Origin of the sequence: Bordetella genomosp. 11 (genome assembly GCF_002261215.1) — a bacterium.
GTDB lineage: Bacteria > Pseudomonadota > Gammaproteobacteria > Burkholderiales > Burkholderiaceae_B > Bordetella_C.
This window is the reverse complement of record NZ_NEVS01000004.1, coordinates 4,430,295-4,447,826: the sequence shown is the minus strand read 5'-3', so window position 1 is coordinate 4,447,826 and position 17,532 is coordinate 4,430,295. Positions and strand designations below refer to the sequence as shown.

The window sequence follows — 17,532 nt, the reverse complement described above, 5'->3', positions numbered from 1 at the left end:
GGCGGGGTGGCGGACGCCGGTTTGGTTGTGTCTGCGTTGCTCAGGGCGCCTTGGGCACCCAGCCGTCGGGAGTCAGGACGGCATCCAGCCGGACGTCGTGGGCCTCGGGTATGTGAGTATCCTCCAGTCGCCCTACCGTCCAGGCGATGCCGATCGTCGTGAATGCATGTCCCGCCGTTTTCAACGCCGACAGCGTGCGGTCGTAGTACCCGCCACCGTAGCCGACCCGGTCGGCCTGCCCGCTGTACCCCAACGTGGGTACCAGGATCAGATCGGGGATGACGGTGGCGCCGGGCAGCGGTTCCTGGATGCCGTAAGCCCCTTCCTGCATGGGCGCGTCGGGCACCCAGGGGCGGAATTCCAGGGGCTGGCCGGCGCCGCGCACGGCGGGCAGGGCTACGGTGATACCCGCTTCCGCCCATTGTGCCAGCAAAGGCCGCAGATCCGGCTCGTCCTGCAGCGGCCAGTAGGCGGCGATGACGGAAGGTCCCGGGCGGCCCGCGTTGCGCGCCGCTTCGCGCGCCAGCGCCACCCAGGTGAAAAGGCGGCCACGCATGAGCAGGCCACCGCGTTGACGCTGTGCCTCGTTCAACGATGCGCGCGCCTCCCGCAATCGCTTGCGCAGCGGTACTGCGTTATCCTTCAACGTGTTTTTGGTGGTCATTCGGGTCCAGGCGTTAAGGAGAACTGATGCGTAGGGGGGAATCGGGACGTTATCAGAAATCGCCCGGGGGCGATGGCGGGCGCTTGTTGCGTCGCGCATTGCCGCTGCTGGCGCTGCTGACGTCCGCCTGCGCGCCGGTGGATGCGCAGCAGCGCGCCGGCCAGGATTCGCCGGCGATCGCGGCGCCGGCCGGTACGTCCGCCGCCGCGATCGCGACGGATGCTCCGCTTACCACCCTGGCCGACGATCCCTCCGCCAGCGCGCGCCCCGAAGACGTGTCGATATCGAGCAACGAGCCACCGACCCCGGCGCGACAGGCGGTCATGACCGCGCGCGACGCCATGCTGCGCAAGCAGTGGTCGGCCCTGGCCGTGGTCGTGCCGCAGGCGCGCGACGATATCCTCGGCATGTATCCCGAGTACTGGCTGCTGCGCTACCAGGTGTGGAACATGCCGCGCGCGCAATGGCCGGTGGACCAGTTGCGGCGCTTCATCGAACGCAATCCGGACGCCTACCTGGCCGACAAGCTGCGGGCCGACTGGCTGCTGGCGGCGGCGCGTTCGGGCGACTACGACACCGTCAACAAGCTCGCGCCCGTCAAGAATGGCAACGCGCAGACCGAGTGCGCGACGCTGGAAGCCCGCTACATGACCGGCAGGAAAGTCGGCGGCGCCGAAGCAATGCGCGCCTTTGCCCCGGGGGTGTGGTGCTGGTCGCTGTATGACGACCTGGTCGCCAACCACATCCTGGGCTGGAACGACCTGCAGCCCAGGCTGCGCGATGCGATCGAGGACAACAAGCTGGCCGACGCGCGCAAGTACGCGGGTTATCTGTTCGAGCCCCCCGAACAGAAAGCCTACGACGCCATGATCAAGGACCCGATGAAGTGGCTGGTGCGGCAGTCCAAGCCGCCACGCACGCAGGCGGAGACGGAACTGGTAACCATCGCGCTGGCGCGCCTGGCGCGCGGCAACCTGGACGTGGCCGATGCCTATGTCCGGCGGGAATGGGCGCGCGCCTTGCCGCGCCAGGACCTGGCGTGGGTGCGGGCGCAGCTGGCGCTGGTGGCGGTGCTGAACCAGGATCCACGCGCCCACGACTGGTATGTCGAAGCCGGCCATATCCGGCTGACGCAGTACAACGAGGAATGGAAGGTACGCGCCGCCCTGCGGCAGCAGCGCATCGACTGGAAATGGGTGATCGCGTCCATCGAGGCCATGTCGCCGCAGGCGCGCGACGAACCCGCGTGGATCTATTGGCACGCGCGCGGACTGGCTGCGACCGGCCGGCGCGAACGGGCGCAGCAGGAATACGAACAGATCGCCGGGCAGTTCACCTTTTATGGCCAGTTGGCGGCCGAAGAGCTGGGCCGCACGATCACCGTGCCGCCGCGTGCCGCCCCGCCCACACCGCAGGAAATGGCGAGCGCGCGCGCCGACGCCGGCCTGCAGCGGGCGATCGCGCTGTTCCGCCTGGGCTGGCGCGGCGACGCTGTGCCGGAATGGAATTTCGCCCTGCGCGGCATGGACGACCGCCGATTGCTGGCAGCCGCCGAACTCGCGCGCCGCGAGAATATCTACGACCGGGTGGTGAATACCTCGGACCGTACCGAAAAACAGTTCGATTTCACGCAACGCTATATCGCGCCTTTCGAAGGCCGCGTGGCGGCCAAGGCCAGCCAGGTGGCGCTGGACCCGGCCTGGGTCTATGGCCTGATCCGCCAGGAGTCGCGCTTCATCATGGACGCGCGTTCCTCGGTGGGCGCGTCCGGGCTGATGCAGCTGATGCCGGGCACGGCCAAATGGGTGGCCGGCAAGATCGGGTTGAGCAATTTCACGCCGGGCCAGGTCAACGACTTCGATACCAATACCCTCCTGGGCACTTCCTACCTGAGCATGGTGCTGCAGGACCTGGACGGATCGCAGGTGCTGGCCAGCGCCGGCTATAACGCGGGCCCGCGCCGCCCCATCCGCTGGCGCGCCACGCTGACCCATCCGGTGGAGGGCGCGATCTTCGCGGAAACCATCCCCTTTACCGAAACCCGCACCTACGTGAAGAACGTCATGGCCAACGCCACGTATTACGCGGCGATGTTTACCGGCCAGCCGCAATCGCTCAAGCAGCGGCTGGGCGAGATCGCGCCGCAGCCGCCGGAACGGACGGATCTGCCGTGAACGGGGCCGGTGGCTGCTTCCCGGGAGTGTCCTGGTGACCGACCCGGTGCTGGAAGGTTTGCAGGCCTATATCGTCGGGGGCGCCGTCCGCGACGAGCTGTTGGGCCTGCCGGCGGGCGACCGCGACTGGGTGGTGGTGGGCGCGACGCCGGAAGCCATGACGCGACGTGGCTTCGTGCCCGTCGGCGGTGATTTCCCGGTGTTCCTGCATCCGCGGACCCACGAGGAGTACGCGCTGGCGCGCACCGAGCGCAAGTCCGGGCGCGGCTACAAGGGCTTTACGTTCTACACGGGCAGCGACGTCACGCTGGAGGAAGACCTGGCGCGGCGCGACCTGACCATCAATGCCATCGCGCGCGATGCCGACGGCCGGCTTATCGACCCCCTGGGCGGCGTGCGCGACCTGCGCGCACGGATTCTGCGCCATGTCGGCGAGGCCTTTGCCGAAGACCCTGTGCGTATCCTGCGCCTGGCGCGCTTCGCCGCGCGCTTCGACGATTTCGAGGTGGCGCCGGAAACCCTGGCACTGTGCCGCGCCATGGTCGATGCCGGGGAAGCGGACGCGCTGGTGCCCGAGCGGGTGTGGAAAGAGTTGTCGCGCGGCCTGATGACCGCGCGTCCCTCGCGCATGTTGGACGTGCTGGCGCAGGCTCAGGCCCTGCCGCGCATCCTGCCCGGCCTGCTCGTGGACGAGGCCGTCAAGGCCGACGTGGACGAGGCCGCGCGGCGCGGCTTGCCGCTGCCCGGGCGCTATGCCCTGTTGTGCCTGGCCTCGCCGCAACGCGCGGATCTGTCGGCGCGCTTGCGGGTGCCGACCGAATGCGCGGACCATGCGCGGCTGCTGCCTATCGTGCTGGACGATCCGCGCGTCCTGGCGGCGGGACCTGCCATCGCGGATGGCGCGGCTTCCGACGACGCCGCTCCCACGGGCGGCGCTGCCGACGCCCCTGACGCCGCCGATGCACGGCTGGCGCTGATGGAGCGTTGCGATGCCCTGCGCAAGCCCGATCGCTTCCTCGATCTGCTGCACGTGGCCAGCGTGCGGCAAGAGGTGGACCTGCCGGCGTGGCAGCGCGCGTTGGCAGCCATACGGGGGCTGGACGCCGGCGCCATCGCGCGGCGGTACCCGGGCCAGCCGCGGCAGATCCAGCAGGCGCTGCGCGCCGCGCGCCTCCAGGCGGTGCGGGCGGCCGCCGCGCAATAGCCGCGCAAACTGCTTCTACAGCATGGCGCGCCGGTCGCCGCGCCGGAAACCGAGCAGCGGCGGGTCCACGTCCCGGCCCACGGCCAGCACCTTGAACAATTCCCCCATCTCGGCCTCGGAGAGCAGTTTCTGCACCGGCGCCACGGCACGCGCATAGGCCGCGGCGTCGGCCGGGTCCAGGCTTCCCACGCGTTCCACCAGGCCGGCGTTCACCAGGAAATTCGCCTGCGACAGATAGCCCAGCACATCCAGGCCGCCGGCCAGCGCGGCGTCGGCCATGGCCGTGAAATCGACGTGCGCGGTGATGTCCTGCAGCCCGGGTGCCAGGAAAGGGTCGGCGTGGGCGTGATGGCGCAGGTGGCACATCAACGTGCCGGCGGCGCGCTGCGGATGGTAGTACTCGTGGCGGGGAAAGCCGTAATCGATGATCAGCGCCGCGCCGCGCCGCAGCCATTGCCCCATGCCGCGCAGCCAGGCCTCGCCTTGCAGATTGACTTCCGAGACATAGCCCTCCAGCGGGGGCATGCGCTCGCTCATGACTTGCAGCAGCCGCGGCGGCGCGGGCCGGTCCGACCAGGCAAAACCACCTTCGGCCGTGGCCACGACGCCCCGTTCAAGCAGGGCGCCGGTCTCGTCCCAGCGAAACACCTGCACCGGCATGGCGTCCAGCACTTCGTTGGCCAGCACGCACCCTTCGAAGGCGTCGGGCAAGCGGTCCAGCCAGGCGACGCGGTCGCCATGCGGCGCCAGCCGCGCCTGCTGGCGCGCGCGCAGGTCGGCGGAGACTTCGACGATGCGATAGCGCGCGTCCAGGCCCTCCGCGTCCAGCGCGGCCAGGACCTGTTCGGCCAGGGCCCCGGTTCCCGCGCCGAACTCCAGTACGTCCAGGGTGCCGGTCTGCCGCAGCACTTGCGCGGCCTGCGCCGCCAGCGTCGCGCCGAACAAGGGGGTCAGCTCCGGCGCGGTCACGAAATCGCCCGCGATCCCCGTGCCGCCGGCCGGCTGGGCCAGCTTGGCGCTGCCCGCGGCGTAGTAACCCAGGCCGGGCGCGTACAGGGCGTCGGCCATCCAGTGTTCGAACGACAACCACCCGCCGGCCTGGGCAATCGCCAGGCGCAGATGCGCGGCCATGCGCTCGGCGTGGGCGCGGGATGCGTCATCGAGTGGCGGGGGGAAGGTCTGTGGCATGAAAACCGGGGCGGAAAACGTCGAAACCGCCATTGTTTCAGGAAATCCGGCGGGTCGGAAATCGCGCCGCGGTCGGCAGCGGAACCCGGGCACCCGGGCCGTATCCCCGCCTGACGACGCGGTACTTCACGAACGGGATCGTTGCGGAAGCGGAAAAGAACACGGCGCGGTCATGCCGCGCCGTGTTCCAGCTACATACAGGTCAAGCCACTATCCGCCATGGGGCCGATAGCGGCTTGCGCGCCAGGTCAGTCCCGGCGGCCGGCGTAAGCCGGCTTGAAGGACTTGGCCGGACGGGCGGGGCGCTTGTCGAAGGCGGGCCGGGCGGCCCGTTCGGCAGAATGGCCACCCGCGCCGCCGCCTTCGCGAACAGCCTTGTCCGCGCGCAGGCCACCTTCCGAACGCGCCGCCCGGAAAGCACCTTCGGTGCGCTGTGGACGGTCGCCATGGGTGAAGCCGCGTTCGGGACGGGCCGCGCCTTCGGCACGAAAACCGCGATCGGCCGGACGGAAACCGCCTTCGGTGCGCGCAGCGCCCTCGGGCTTGCGGAAGCCGCCTTCCGACCGGAAGCCTTCGGCCGGCTTGCGATACCCGCCTTCCGGACGGAAGCCACGCTCGGCGCCACGGAATTCACCGTCGGCGCGGAAAGGGCGGTCGCCTTGCGGGCGGGCCGGGCGATCGCCGGCGGCCGGGCCGCTGTATTGCGGGCCGGCGCCTTCACGGCGCGGACGATCTTCGAAGGGGCGTCCGCCGGCGTACGAGCCGCGGTTGTCGCGGTTGAACGGCCGCTTGCCGAAAGACGGCTTGCCGCCGGTGCGCTCGTAGGCGGGGCGCGCCGCGCGCTTGGGTTCCAGGCCGGCGATGACCTGAGGGGTCAGCGTCTGGCCGGTGAAATGCTCGATACGGCGGACCTTATGGCGTTCGGCATGCGTGGCCAGCGTGAAAGCCAGGCCGTCGCGGCCCGCGCGGCCGGTGCGGCCGATGCGGTGCACGTAGTCCTCGGCCTGCATGGGCAGATCGAAGTTCACGGCGTGGCTGATGCCCTGCACGTCGATGCCGCGGGCGGCCACGTCGGTGGCCACCAGCACCTTCAACTGGCCACGCTGCAGCATGCCCAGCGTGCGGGTACGCTGGCGCTGGTTCATGTCGCCATGCAGCGCCGCCGCGGCGAAACCCTGGTCGGTCAGGCGATCGGCCAGGTCATCGGCGCCGCGCTTGGTGGCCGTGAAGACGATGGCCTGGTCCAGGGCGGCGTCGCGCAGCACGTGATCCAGCAATTGCATCTTGTGCGCGGCATCGTCGGCGTACAGCAGGCTCTGCGTGATATTGGAATGCTTTTCCTTGTGGCCGGCGATCTCGATGCGCTGCGGATCGCGCATCATCTTCGCGGCCAGCTTGGCGACCGTGCCGTCCAGCGTCGCCGAGAACAGCAGCGTCTGGCGTTCGGCCGGCAGGCGGCTGATGATGGTCTCGATATCCTCGATGAAGCCCATGTCCAGCATGCGGTCGGCTTCGTCCAGCACCAGCGTATGCACCGTGTTCATCTTGACGCGGCCGGCCTGCAAATGGTCGATCAGGCGGCCCGGGGTGGCGACCAGCACGTCGACGCGGCGCGACAAGGCCTTCAGCTGCGCGCCGTAGGGCATGCCGCCAACGACCGTGGCGGTCCGCAGGTCGCGCAGATTCTTGCCGTACAGGCGCGTCGCATCGTTGACCTGCAGGGCCAGTTCGCGCGTCGGCGTCAGAACCAGCACCTGCACGCCGGTGCCCTTGTTGGCGGGCATTTGCGCGATGCGATTCAACGCCGGCAGCATGAAGGCCGCGGTCTTGCCGCTACCCGTCTGCGAAGAGACCATCAGGTCCTGGCCGGCGATGGCTTGCGGAATCGCGGCGGCTTGTACGGAGGTGGGAGTGGTGAAGCCCGCTTCTTGCAGGGCGGACAACAGGGTGGGAGCGAGTCCCAGTGTTTCGAAAGACATGACTTTCCCTTGCCGCTTTTGGCGGCGAGTTTCTAGGCCGGGCCGGGGTGTGTGTGCCGGATCCAGCGCAGGTTGATGGAGCATCGACGCCGACCGGATCAACCATGCGCATGTCGCGTCCCAGTTTGGGACGCTGGCGAAAGGAAAGGGGTCAGGAAGCGATGAAGACCGGCATCACCGGGTTTGTTCTACCCGGGAAAGCTGCAGACACCGTGACTTGTTTCGAGGCCGCCAGGAGCGCTGGCGGCGGACTAACAGTAATGCCGAAAAATGCCGTTCTTTTTGTGCAGCGCAGAAATCATAACCTGAATTCCTGTTGCCGCGCCAGTGTTTTCTCGGGCAAACCCCAATCGACAATTTCCTGGCCGTGCGTCAGAAGCCACTCGTTGGCCTGGCGGAAATGGCCGCAGCCCAGGAAGGGCACTGGGGGGCGCGATGCCGACAGCGGCGAGGGATGGTTGGCCATGAGCACCAGCGTGTTGTGGTCATCGGGCAACAGCGCGCGCTTGGACTGGGCATGCGCGCCCCACAGCATGAAGACCTTGGGCTGGGGCTGGCGGGCCACCAGGGAGATCAGCGCGTCCGTGATGGCTTCCCAGCCGCGCTTGGCATGCGAGGCGGGCTGCCCGTCCTCTACCGTAAGCGAGGTATTCAGCAGGAGCACGCCTTGAGCCACCCAGGGCGTCAGGTCGTTGCCCGTGGGGATGCCCTTGTCCGGATACTCGGCGGCGATCTCCTTGAAGATATTGCGCAGGCTGGGCGGTCGCTTGCACTGGTCCGGCACGGAAAACGCCAGGCCCTGCGCCTGTCCCGGCCCGTGGTAGGGGTCCTGCCCCAGGATCACCACCTTGACCTCGCCGGGGCGCAGCATTTCCAGGGCACGGAACGGGGTGCACGGGTAGACGATGGCGCCGGCCTCGATGCGGCGGTCGACGTGGCCGCAGATTTCCGGCAGCGCCCGCGCGGCGGCGGGAATGGCCAGGGCCGGGGCCCAGTCCCGCGGCAGTTGGGCAACCAGGGCCGACAGGGACGTGCGAAGACGGTTTTCCATTCAGTAACAGACCACTTGCACCGCGCCGCCGGGCCGGCGTCGATCGGCCAGGTATTGCATCATGTCGCACTGGCTGATGTTGTCCGCGAGCTTGCGCACGGCCAGCAGGTTCGTATCCGTATAGCTGCACCCGATCCAGTAGCCCTGCTCGTCCGGCTGGAAATGCCAGGTCGAGGCGTAGCCGCGGACGGACCGCTTTTCGGTGTCCGGCGCCAGCGCGACCATATTGCGCGGGTCGCCGGCGAAGAAGGTAATGCCTTGCAGGTGATGATCGGTATCGCGCCGGGGGTCCGGCATCACCGACCACCCGCCCGGGGTATTGACCGGCGTCTGCGTGATTTGCAGCAGGGCGGGGCAGGGCGTGGTGACAGGCCGGGCGGCCAGGCATGCCGGCGCGGCGGCCGCCAGGCCGAGCGCGGCGACCAGCTGCTGGACGGAATGGACCGGAAAGCGGGATCTCATGGCACGCGTAATCATGTATTCAACGGCGATCGATCAATGGCGCGGCAGTGCGTTCAGGGTTTCGAGCAGCCGGTTGCGATAGCGCTGCATCACGGCCTGCAGGGCGGCCATGCGCGGCGCCCATTCGGGTGGTTCCTGGCCGCGCGGGATCCGCGGGGGCGCCCAGACGGCGTCCGGAAAATGCCGGTCGCCGCGCCAGCGCGGGATGATGTGCCAGTGCAAGTGCGGCACCATGTTGCCCAGCGAGGCGACATTGATCTTGTCCGGATGCAGTATCTCTCGCTGCGTTTCTTCCACGCGCCAGACCGCCTCCATCATCAGTTCGCGGCCGTGGCGCGACAGGCTGGTCATCTCCGCCATGTGCGCGTTCCAGATTACCCGGGTGTAGCCGGGATAGTCCGCGTCCTCGACTTCCACCACGCGCAGATGCGTACCCTGCCACAGCAGGGCGCCGCCGGGCTGCTGACAGAGCGGACAGTCGGGAAGCAGAGTGGCCATGGGCAGTCGGTCCAGGCGCCGTTCGGCGTCGATATGCGGAAAAGGCCATGATAGTAGGCCGTTTTGGCGACTCTTTGTAGGGGGCGGGCCGCGGCCATCCGGCCGCGGGTTCGCCGGTGCTATCCTTTTGCGGCTTCCCTGGAGATTTCTCATGACCCAAGACGCAAGCGCCGGCGCGGCCCCGCGCCTGACTTCGCTTTCGCACGGCGGCGGCTGCGGTTGCAAGATCGCGCCCGGCGTGCTGGCCGATCTGCTGGCCCGTTTCGCCCCCACGCAGGCCTTCCCGGGCTTGATGGTCGGCACCGAAACCGCCGATGACGCGGCGGTGTACCGCCTGAACGACGAGCAGGCGCTGATCGCCACCACCGACTTCTTCATGCCCATCGTCGACGATCCCTACGATTTCGGCCGGATCGCCGCCACCAATGCGCTGTCCGATGTCTACGCCATGGGCGGCACGCCCATCATGGCGCTGGCTATCGTCGGCATGCCCATCAACGTGCTGCCGCGTGAAGTCATCGCGGAAATCCTGCGCGGCGGCCAGGACGTCTGCGCGCAGGCCGGCATTCCCGTGGCCGGCGGCCACACCATCGATTCCGTCGAGCCCATCTACGGCCTCGCCGCCATGGGCCTGGTGCATCCGGCGCGCGTCAAGCGCAACGCCGACGCGCGCGCCGGCGACGTGCTGATCCTGAGCAAGCCGCTGGGCGTGGGCATCCTGTCCGCCGCGCTGAAGAAGAACCAGCTGGACGCCGCCGGCTACGACGCGATGATTGCCAGCACCACCCGGCTGAATACGCCGGGGCCGGCGCTGGCCGCCCTGCCGGGGGTGCATGCCCTGACCGACGTCACCGGCTTCGGCCTGTTGGGCCACGCCCTGGAAATGAGCCGCGGCGCCGGCCTGCGCGCGCGCATCGACCTGGCGGCGCTGCCCTGGTTGCCGGGCGTGCGGCAGATGGCGCAGGCGGGCATGATCACCGGCGCGTCGGGGCGCAACTGGGCATCCTACGGCGACGCGATTTCGCTGGCGCCCGGCGTGGACGAGGTGTCGCGCGCGCTGCTGACCGATCCGCAGACCTCCGGCGGCCTGCTGGTGTCCTGCGATCGCGAAACCGCGGCGCAGGTGCTGGCCGTGCTGGCCGAACAAGGGTTCACGCAGGCTGCCATCGTGGGCGGGATGGTGGCCGGCGAAGCGGGTGTGGAAGTCGTGGCAGGCTGACCGGACGGGAACAAGAACGCGTCGCGCGGCATACCGGCGCACGGTTCGATCGCGCGGAAGACAGCAGGCCGGTCGCTGGCCGGACCGGCCGTGGACAGGGCCCAGGCCCAGAGTAAGGGAGACAGCATGACCCAAGCGAACGGCGCATCCAATGGCGCGAAGCGGCTGGAAATCTGGTTCGACTTCGCCAGTCCCTATAGTTTCCTGGCGATCGAACGCATCGAAGCCATCGCCGCCGCGCAGGGCGTGACGGTGGACTACCGGCCCTTCCTGCTGGGCCCGATTTTCAAGGCGCGCGGCTGGGACGACTCTCCGTTCCGCCTGTTTCCCGACAAGGGCGAATACATGATGCGCGAGGTCGCGCGCCTGGCCGCCAAGTATGGCGTGCGCTATCGCCGTCCCACCGTCTTCCCGCGCGTGGGCGTGTTGCCCTCGCGGGTGGCGCTGATCGGGCTGGAAGCGGATTGGGGCAAGGCATTCTGCCTGTCCATGTATCGCGCCAATTTCGTCGACGATCTCGATATCCAGCAGCCCGGCGTTGTGCGCGAGCGTCTCGCGGCCCTGGGCGTGGATGCCGATGCCGTACTCGCGCGCGCCGGCAGCGACGAGATCAAGCAGGCATTCCGCGCGCAGGTCGATCGCGCGCAGTCGCTGGGAATATTCGGCGCCCCCATGATGTTCGCCGGTAGTGAAATGTTCTGGGGCAACGACCGGGTCGAAGACGCCGTACAGTGGGCGCGCGACGGCGGCGGCCGCGCTGCCGGGTGACCGCTGGCGCCCCCGGCCCGGGCAATCCCGGGGCGCGCGGGCGCTGACCTTTGCCTATGCGCCCGGTCCTGGCGTGGCCGTCTGCCACGTCCATGCGCCAGGGCATTCCGCCGATCAGGTGGAATTGATGCTTAAAGGCGGGCAAATGGGCCCCCTGGCCTGTTCGTGGACCTGCTCGCCGGTCCAGGATGATGCCCCGCGCCCGGGCGGAATGTTCCGTCCGCGCGCCTTGCTTATGGGACTGGTCCGAATATTGCCTCTGTGCTTGGCGATTTCGGGACGTTTGCCGGCTATCACGCACATACGCGGCCTCTTCAACCGGTAGGCCTTATGCAGACGCCTTTCCCTGTATTTTCGTCGCTGGCGGCCTCTGATGTCGCCGTTGCGATGGAACCCGCATCCGGTCGCATATCCGGTACCGCGGCCGCCCGTGATTCAGCGGCCTTGCACGCCGCTTGGCAATTCGAAAAAGCACAAGCGTCGCGCCCCGCCGTTGGCGGCGCCACGCCGCCGGACCGCTCGTCGCCCGCGATGGATGCGATAAGCAGCGTGCCGCCTGGCGGCGCACCGTTTATCGGAGACGACCCTCTCTATCGCTATCAATGGCACCTGAAGAACACCGGACAGCGCGTCTTTGCCGATGGCCTGCCCAAGCCCGGGATCGACTTGAATATCGGTACCCTGCATGACGACGGCGTAACGGGCAAGGGCGTGGTCGTGGGGCTGTCGGAATTCGGACGGCCCGATGCGACACACGAGGACCTTGCCGCCAATATGGCGCGGCCGGGCACCGGCGACAATGTGTCGGCGCATGCCACCATGACGGCGGGGCTGATCGCCGCCGTGGGCTGGAACGGCATCGGAGCGCGAGGCGTCGCGCCGCAGGCCCGCATTCTGGATATGACCGACGTCGATGACGAAAACGCCGAGGTTATCCCGCGGGTGATCAACACCAGCACCGGTTTTGCCGAACGCACGCTGGAGCCCTACCGCAGCGACCACGATCCGGTCGAATGGACCAGGCGCTGGACGACATACAACGGCCCGGTGCTGATCAAGAGCGCCGGCAACGATTTCCTGAGCGATCCGGATATCGGCGCGACCGAGCAGGTGTGCCAGGCGGCCACCCTCGATAGCGGCAGCGGTTGCGTGTCGCCCCAGACGGATAGGCAGAACGGCAATCCCAACACCGTTACGGTAGCCGCGGTAAACGCGATGGGCGTCAAGGCGTCGTATTCATCCGTCGGGTCGGTGATTTGGGTGTCCGGGCTGGGGGGTGAAACCGGGCTGGAACGGGCGTCGTCACCGGACGGCGTGACGCAGGTGCCCGTCGGCAGCGTGCCCGGTTTCGCGTTCGAACCGGCATTGGTGTCCCTGGACGTATCGGGCTGCGGAAACGGCATCGACCAGATGCTGCCCGCGAACACCTGGCCCAATCGCCTGGACCGGCCGGGCGGTTCGCCGCTGAACCGGGATTGCAGCTATACGGCGCTGGCGAACGGCACCTCGGCCGCCGCGCCGACGGTCGCGGGGGTGGTCGCCCTGATGCTGCAGGTCAATCCGGATCTGACGTGGCGCGATATCAAGTACATCCTGGCCGTCACGGCAAGAAAGATCGATCCCGGCCTGGCCCCCCGGCAACACAACGGCGTGCGTGTCGACGATGGCTGGGTGGTCAATGCCGCCGGTCGGCCTTTCAGCAACTGGTATGGCTTCGGCCTGGTCGATGCGACGCGCGCCGTGGAGCGGGCGCGCAACTTCACCACGCTGCCCGCGTTGCGAAGCACCGGCCAGTTGGCATCGCGGAGCGAGCCTATACCGATTACGTACGGGAAGGAAAGCGGCGGCTACGCGGAGATCGATGTTCCGGTCGATATGCGAACCGAAATGGCCTATGTGCGCCTGCGCACCACGCACAAGGAGCCGCAGTATCTGCGCATTGCGCTGACATCGCCGTCCGGTACGCGCAGCATCGTGCTGCCGCCGCTGACTTACCTGCGTAGCGAAGGCGGCGGCGACTTCACCACGGATGCGCTCTTGAGCAATGCCTTCCTGGACGAGAACGCCAAGGGAAAATGGAAGTTGCAGGTCGTCGATGTCCGCGAGCCTTGCGCCGACAAGGCCGCCTTGCTGTCCTGGGAATTGCAGGTACTGGGGCATTGAAACCGGCAAGTGCCCCGAATGCCGGGCGCTGCTATGCCGGCAGCGCCACCGTCGCGGGCTTGCCCTCGGCGCAGGCGTGCAGCGCCTGGCGCAGCCGTACGATGCCGGTGCGGATCTGTTCTTCGTTCATGGTGGCGAAGGACAGCCGCATCGCCTGCATGTCGGCCTGTGCCGGGTCGATATAGAACGCCTTGCCCGGCACATAGACCACTTCATGGTCGATGGCGTAGGGCAACAGCCGCGTGCTGTCGATGCCGCCGTTCAGGCGGGCCCAGCAGAACATGCCGCCTTGCGGTTTGCGAAAAGACAGCTGGTCGCCCAATTCCTCCGATAGCGCCCGGGCAAGGGCGTCGGCGCGCGCGGCATACGAGGCACGGATGCGCGGGACGTGGACGTGGTAGCGGCCGTCCTCGACGTACTGCGCGACGATTTCCTGTATCCATGCGGAGGACGCCATATCGTCGGATGCCTTGGCGCTGACGCAGCGCCGGCGCACCTCGGCCGGCGCGATCATCCAGCCTATGCGCAGCGCCGGCGCCATGGTCTTGGACATGCTGGAGATATACACCACCCAGTGGCGGGCGTCTCCTTCGGCCAGCGCCAGCAGCGGCGGGACGGTTTCGCCTTCGAAGCGCAGCTCGCCGTAGGGGTCGTCCTCGACCAGCAGGAAACGATAGCGCGCCGCCAGTTCGACCAGGCGCCGGCGGCGTTCGAGGCTTAACGTGGCGCCGCAGGGATTGGAGAACGTGGCGACCACGCTGACCAGCTTGGGCCTGACCCGCTCGACCAGTTCCTCCAGTGCATCGACGTCCACGCCGTCCGGCCCCGACGGCGCGGTGTACAGGGTGGCCCCGGTGTAGTGCAGGGCCTGGCGCGAGTTGGGAAAACAGGGACTCTCGATCACAGCGGCGTCGCCCGGTTGCAGCATCACCCGGGCCAGCAACGCCAGCGACTGCTGGGAACCGCCGGTCACGGCCAGTTCGGTATCGGGATCGCAGCGTATGCCGCGTTCCTCGGACAGCCGCGCCAGCTGCGCGCGCAGCGACGCCTGGCCGTCGATATTCGAGTACTGCAGGCAGTCGGACAGCCGCGCGCCCACCTTGGCCGACGCGGCGTTCAGGCCTTCTACGTCGAATAGGTCCGTGGCGGGATAGCCGCCCGACATGCTGATCGTGCCGGGGCGGTTGGCGTAGACTGCCAGCGAGCGGATGGGGGAAATGGCGGGAACGCGAAAAGGCGCCGCGAACGCGTAGTCGGGCACGGAGGATGGCGACATGGTGGTGTGTGCTGGGCCAGGAACGGGATGCCGCCGATGGCGGTCCGGATGCGGGAAGATTCTAAACTAGCGGCTTAATAACCGCTAATTTTCGTTCACAAACCTTTGTGCTGCATGTCCTGCCGCACACCTTGCCGATTTCCGTCATGTCCACCCCCGATACCTTCGCGGCCCGCCTGGCCGACCTGCAATCCCGCATCGCCGCCGCCTGCGGCCGCGCCGGCCGCGATCCCGGCGAGGTCGCCCTGCTGCCGGTCAGCAAGACCTTCGGCGCGGATCGCATCCGCGCGGCCGCCGCGCTGGGGCTGCGACGCTTCGGCGAAAGCAAAATGCAGGAGATCCGCGAAAAAGCCGAGGCCCTTGCCGATTGCGCCATCGACTGGGTGGTCATCGGCTATTTGCAGACCAACAAGGCCAAGGATGCCGCGCGGCTGGCCGCGGAGGTCCAATCGCTGGATCGCCTGGACCTGGCGCAGGCCCTGGACCGGCGCCTGCAGCAGGAAGGGCGGACGCTGGACGTGCTGGTGCAGGTCAAGACCTCCGACGAACCCAGCAAATACGGCCTGGATCCGGCGGGCCTGCCGGCGTTCGTCCGCGCGCTGGCGCGCGACTATCCCAGCCTGCGGGTGCGCGGCCTGATGACGCTGGCGGTCAATTCGGACGATACGGAGGCAGTCAGGGCCTGCTTTCGCGTCCTGCGGGGCTGGCGCGACCGGCTGCGCGACGAGGCGATCGAGGGCGTCGACATGACGCGGCTTTCCATGGGGATGAGCGGCGACTTCGAGCTGGCCATCGAGGAAGGCTCCACCGAGGTGCGCATCGGCAGCGCGCTGTTCGGCGCACGCGACTACGGCACCGCCGGGACTTGACGGCATAATGGGCGCCGACCCGCGCGTTTCGACGCGGGCGTCACGGAGATAACACCATGCACGCAATCCTCAGGCGCGCGGCCATGATCGCCGCGCTGGTCGCCGCTGCCGTCACATCCGCCCACGCGCAGAACTGGCCGACGCAACCCATACGGTGGATCGTGCCCTATCCCGCCGGGGGCGGCTCCGACGTCGTAGCCCGCACCGTCGCCAGCTCCCTGGAAAAATCCCTCGGGCAGACCATCGTCGTGGAGAACCGTCCGGGCGCCGCCACCATCATCGGCGCGACGGCCATTGCGCAAGCCACGCCCAACGGGGACATGGTGGGGACGGCCGACTCCGGCACGCTGGCCTACAACCCATCGCTTTACGCCAAGCTTTCCTACGATCCCGGCAAGTTCACCTATATCGGCGGTCTCGCGAAGCTGCCGCTGCTGCTGGCCGTCAACACGAATTCGCCGTACAAAACCGTCGCCGACGTGCTGGCCGCCGCGCGCGCCACGCCCGGCAAGCTGACCGTGGCGTCCGCTGGCTCCGGTTCGCCGCACCATCTGGCGCTGGAGCTGTTCAAGCAGCGCGCCGGCGTCGATTTGCTGCATGTTCCGTACAAAGGCGCCGCGCCCGCCATCCAGGATCTGCTGGGCGGCCAGGTGGACATGATGTTCATCGACCTGGCCGCGGGCCTGCCCAACGTCAAGGCCGGCAAACTGCGGGTGTTGGCGACCGCGACGCCGCAGCGCCTGCCGCTGTTGCCCGATGTGCCGACCATGGCTGAACAAGGGGTAAAGGACTTCACCGCCTACGCCTGGCAAGGCGTGGTCGGTCCGGCCGGGCTGCCGGATGCGGTGGTGAAGAAGTTCAGCGCCGATCTGCAGAAAACCCTGGCACAGCCCGAGGTTGCCGGCAAGCTCCAGGACATGGGCGTGATTCCCATGCCGATGTCGCCCGCGGAGTTCAAGGCGTATGCGGAGCAGGAACGGGCGATGTGGGCGGGCGTGATCAAGAAGGCCAATATCAGGCTGGAGTAGGGTGGGCCGTAAGCGGACGAGCGGCAAGTCCGGCGGCGGGTGAAACCTGGCTGCCGCCGCGGCGACATAGGGTCTCTCGACGCGATCACAAGGAGACATCGTGACCCCTCATGAAATGACCAGGCCCGGTTCATCCGATTCCGCGGACGCATGCCTGCTGCAGGCCCGCAATGGCGGCGTGCTGGTACTGACGCTGGATCGGCCCGAACGGCGCAACGCCTTGAGCCCCGCCATGTACGAGGCCTTGCTCGGCGCCTTGCAGGCCGCGGCTGCCGATCCAGAGGTCGGCGTCGTGGTTCTGACGGGGGCCGGTCCGGCGTTCTGCGCGGGCGGCGACGTGGCACGCATGGCCGGCAATGCCGGGATGCCGCCGTTGCCTTTCGAGGGCAGATTGCGCGATCTGCGCCGCCGCACCGGCATTTGCGAATTGCTGCACACCATGCCCAAGCCGACGATCGCGATGATGCGGGGATATGCCGTGGGCGCGGGCCTGAGCCTGGCACTGGCCTGCGACCTGCGTTATGCCGATACAACGGCGCGATTGCGAACCGGTTTTGTCGATGTGGGTTTGTCCGGGGATTTCGGCGCGCACTATTTCCTGCCCAGGCTGGTGGGGATGGCGAAGGCGCGCGAACTCTATTTCACTTCGCCGACGCTGGACGCCGCGGCGGCATTGTCGCTGGGCCTGGTCAATACCGTCTTCGAACCCGATGCATTGGAATCGGCTGTCATGGACGTGGCCGGTCGCCTGGCTGACGGTCCGCGTACCGCCATTGCCTATATCAAGGACAATCTGAACGATTCGGCGCATTTGCCCTTGGGCGACATGCTGGATCGCGAATGCTGGCGGCAGCTGCGCTGCATGGAAACGGCGGACCACCACGAAGCCGCCCGCGCCTTCGTGGCGAAGCGGCCGCCGCGTTTCGGCTCGAATCCGGATGCCGCCCATTCCGCCCCGGCACCGGTTGTCGCCACCAAAGGAGCCTGAC

Annotated in this window: 15 protein-coding genes; 8 read left to right on the top strand and 7 right to left on the bottom strand. The window is 68.1% G+C overall.

Annotation, left to right across the window (positions count from 1 at the left end; translation table 11 throughout):
- Positions 1–40 precede the first annotated feature (40 nt).
- Positions 41–664 (bottom strand): 5-formyltetrahydrofolate cyclo-ligase, encoded by a 624-nt coding sequence (locus CAL28_RS27680; protein WP_094844195.1) that lies wholly within the window; start codon positions 662–664, stop codon positions 41–43.
- A 26-nt stretch (positions 665–690) separates the two neighbouring features.
- Between CAL28_RS27680 and CAL28_RS27675 the strand changes: the two genes are divergently transcribed.
- Together CAL28_RS27675 and CAL28_RS27670 are read left to right on the top strand one after the other, a co-directional pair.
- On the top strand, positions 691–2,838 hold the full coding sequence (locus CAL28_RS27675; RefSeq protein ID WP_094844194.1) for a lytic transglycosylase domain-containing protein: 2,148 nt from the start codon (positions 691–693) through the stop codon (positions 2,836–2,838).
- A 31-nt stretch (positions 2,839–2,869) separates the two neighbouring features.
- Positions 2,870–4,042, top strand: coding sequence for a CCA tRNA nucleotidyltransferase (locus CAL28_RS27670; RefSeq protein WP_094844193.1), 1,173 nt, complete (start codon positions 2,870–2,872; stop codon positions 4,040–4,042).
- Between the two features lie 15 nt (positions 4,043–4,057).
- Here the strand turns inward: CAL28_RS27670 and CAL28_RS27665 are convergent, their stop codons facing one another.
- The 5 genes from CAL28_RS27665 to CAL28_RS27645 form a co-directional block, all read right to left on the bottom strand.
- Entirely contained in the window at positions 4,058–5,230 is a 1,173-nt protein-coding gene (locus CAL28_RS27665; RefSeq protein WP_094844887.1) for a class I SAM-dependent methyltransferase, read from the bottom strand.
- 248 nt (positions 5,231–5,478) lie between these two features.
- The gene (locus tag CAL28_RS27660; protein ID WP_094844192.1) at positions 5,479–7,209 is read right to left on the bottom strand and encodes a DEAD/DEAH box helicase; all 1,731 of its coding nucleotides are present in this window, start codon (positions 7,207–7,209) and stop codon (positions 5,479–5,481) included.
- A 298-nt stretch (positions 7,210–7,507) separates the two neighbouring features.
- Entirely contained in the window at positions 7,508–8,260 is a 753-nt protein-coding gene (locus tag CAL28_RS27655) for a uracil-DNA glycosylase (RefSeq protein WP_094844191.1), read from the bottom strand.
- A complete protein-coding gene (locus tag CAL28_RS27650; protein ID WP_094844190.1) occupies positions 8,261–8,722 on the bottom strand; it encodes an STY0301 family protein in 462 nt (153 codons plus the stop codon). It abuts the gene before it with no gap.
- A gap of 33 nt (positions 8,723–8,755) precedes the next feature.
- On the bottom strand, positions 8,756–9,220 hold the full coding sequence (locus tag CAL28_RS27645) for an HIT family protein (protein ID WP_094844189.1): 465 nt from the start codon (positions 9,218–9,220) through the stop codon (positions 8,756–8,758).
- Between the two features lie 151 nt (positions 9,221–9,371).
- On the opposite strand from CAL28_RS27645, the gene selD reads away from it, so the two are divergent.
- From selD to CAL28_RS30160, 3 genes are all read left to right on the top strand, one after another.
- A complete protein-coding gene (selD, locus tag CAL28_RS27640) occupies positions 9,372–10,439 on the top strand; it encodes a selenide, water dikinase SelD (RefSeq protein ID WP_094844188.1) in 1,068 nt (355 codons plus the stop codon).
- 126 nt (positions 10,440–10,565) lie between these two features.
- Entirely contained in the window at positions 10,566–11,207 is a 642-nt protein-coding gene (locus CAL28_RS27635) for a 2-hydroxychromene-2-carboxylate isomerase (protein ID WP_094844187.1), read from the top strand.
- A gap of 444 nt (positions 11,208–11,651) precedes the next feature.
- A complete protein-coding gene (locus tag CAL28_RS30160) occupies positions 11,652–13,370 on the top strand; it encodes a S8 family serine peptidase (protein ID WP_176464118.1) in 1,719 nt (572 codons plus the stop codon).
- A 31-nt stretch (positions 13,371–13,401) separates the two neighbouring features.
- On the opposite strand, the gene CAL28_RS27625 is transcribed toward CAL28_RS30160, so the two are convergent.
- Positions 13,402–14,646, bottom strand: coding sequence for an aminotransferase-like domain-containing protein (locus CAL28_RS27625; protein ID WP_094844185.1), 1,245 nt, complete (start codon positions 14,644–14,646; stop codon positions 13,402–13,404).
- 146 nt (positions 14,647–14,792) lie between these two features.
- On the opposite strand from CAL28_RS27625, the gene CAL28_RS27620 reads away from it, so the two are divergent.
- From CAL28_RS27620 to CAL28_RS27610, 3 genes are all read left to right on the top strand, one after another.
- Positions 14,793–15,515 carry a YggS family pyridoxal phosphate-dependent enzyme gene (locus CAL28_RS27620; RefSeq protein ID WP_094844886.1) on the top strand — a complete coding sequence of 241 codons (723 nt, stop codon included), beginning with the start codon at positions 14,793–14,795 and terminating at the stop codon, positions 15,513–15,515.
- A 56-nt stretch (positions 15,516–15,571) separates the two neighbouring features.
- Positions 15,572–16,543: a Bug family tripartite tricarboxylate transporter substrate binding protein gene (locus CAL28_RS27615; protein ID WP_094844184.1), complete on the top strand. Its 972-nt coding sequence runs from the start codon at positions 15,572–15,574 to the stop codon at positions 16,541–16,543.
- Positions 16,544–16,643: 100 nt separating this feature from the next.
- Positions 16,644–17,531 (top strand): enoyl-CoA hydratase, encoded by an 888-nt coding sequence (locus tag CAL28_RS27610; protein WP_254926251.1) that lies wholly within the window; start codon positions 16,644–16,646, stop codon positions 17,529–17,531.
- Position 17,532: the final 1 nt, after the last annotated feature.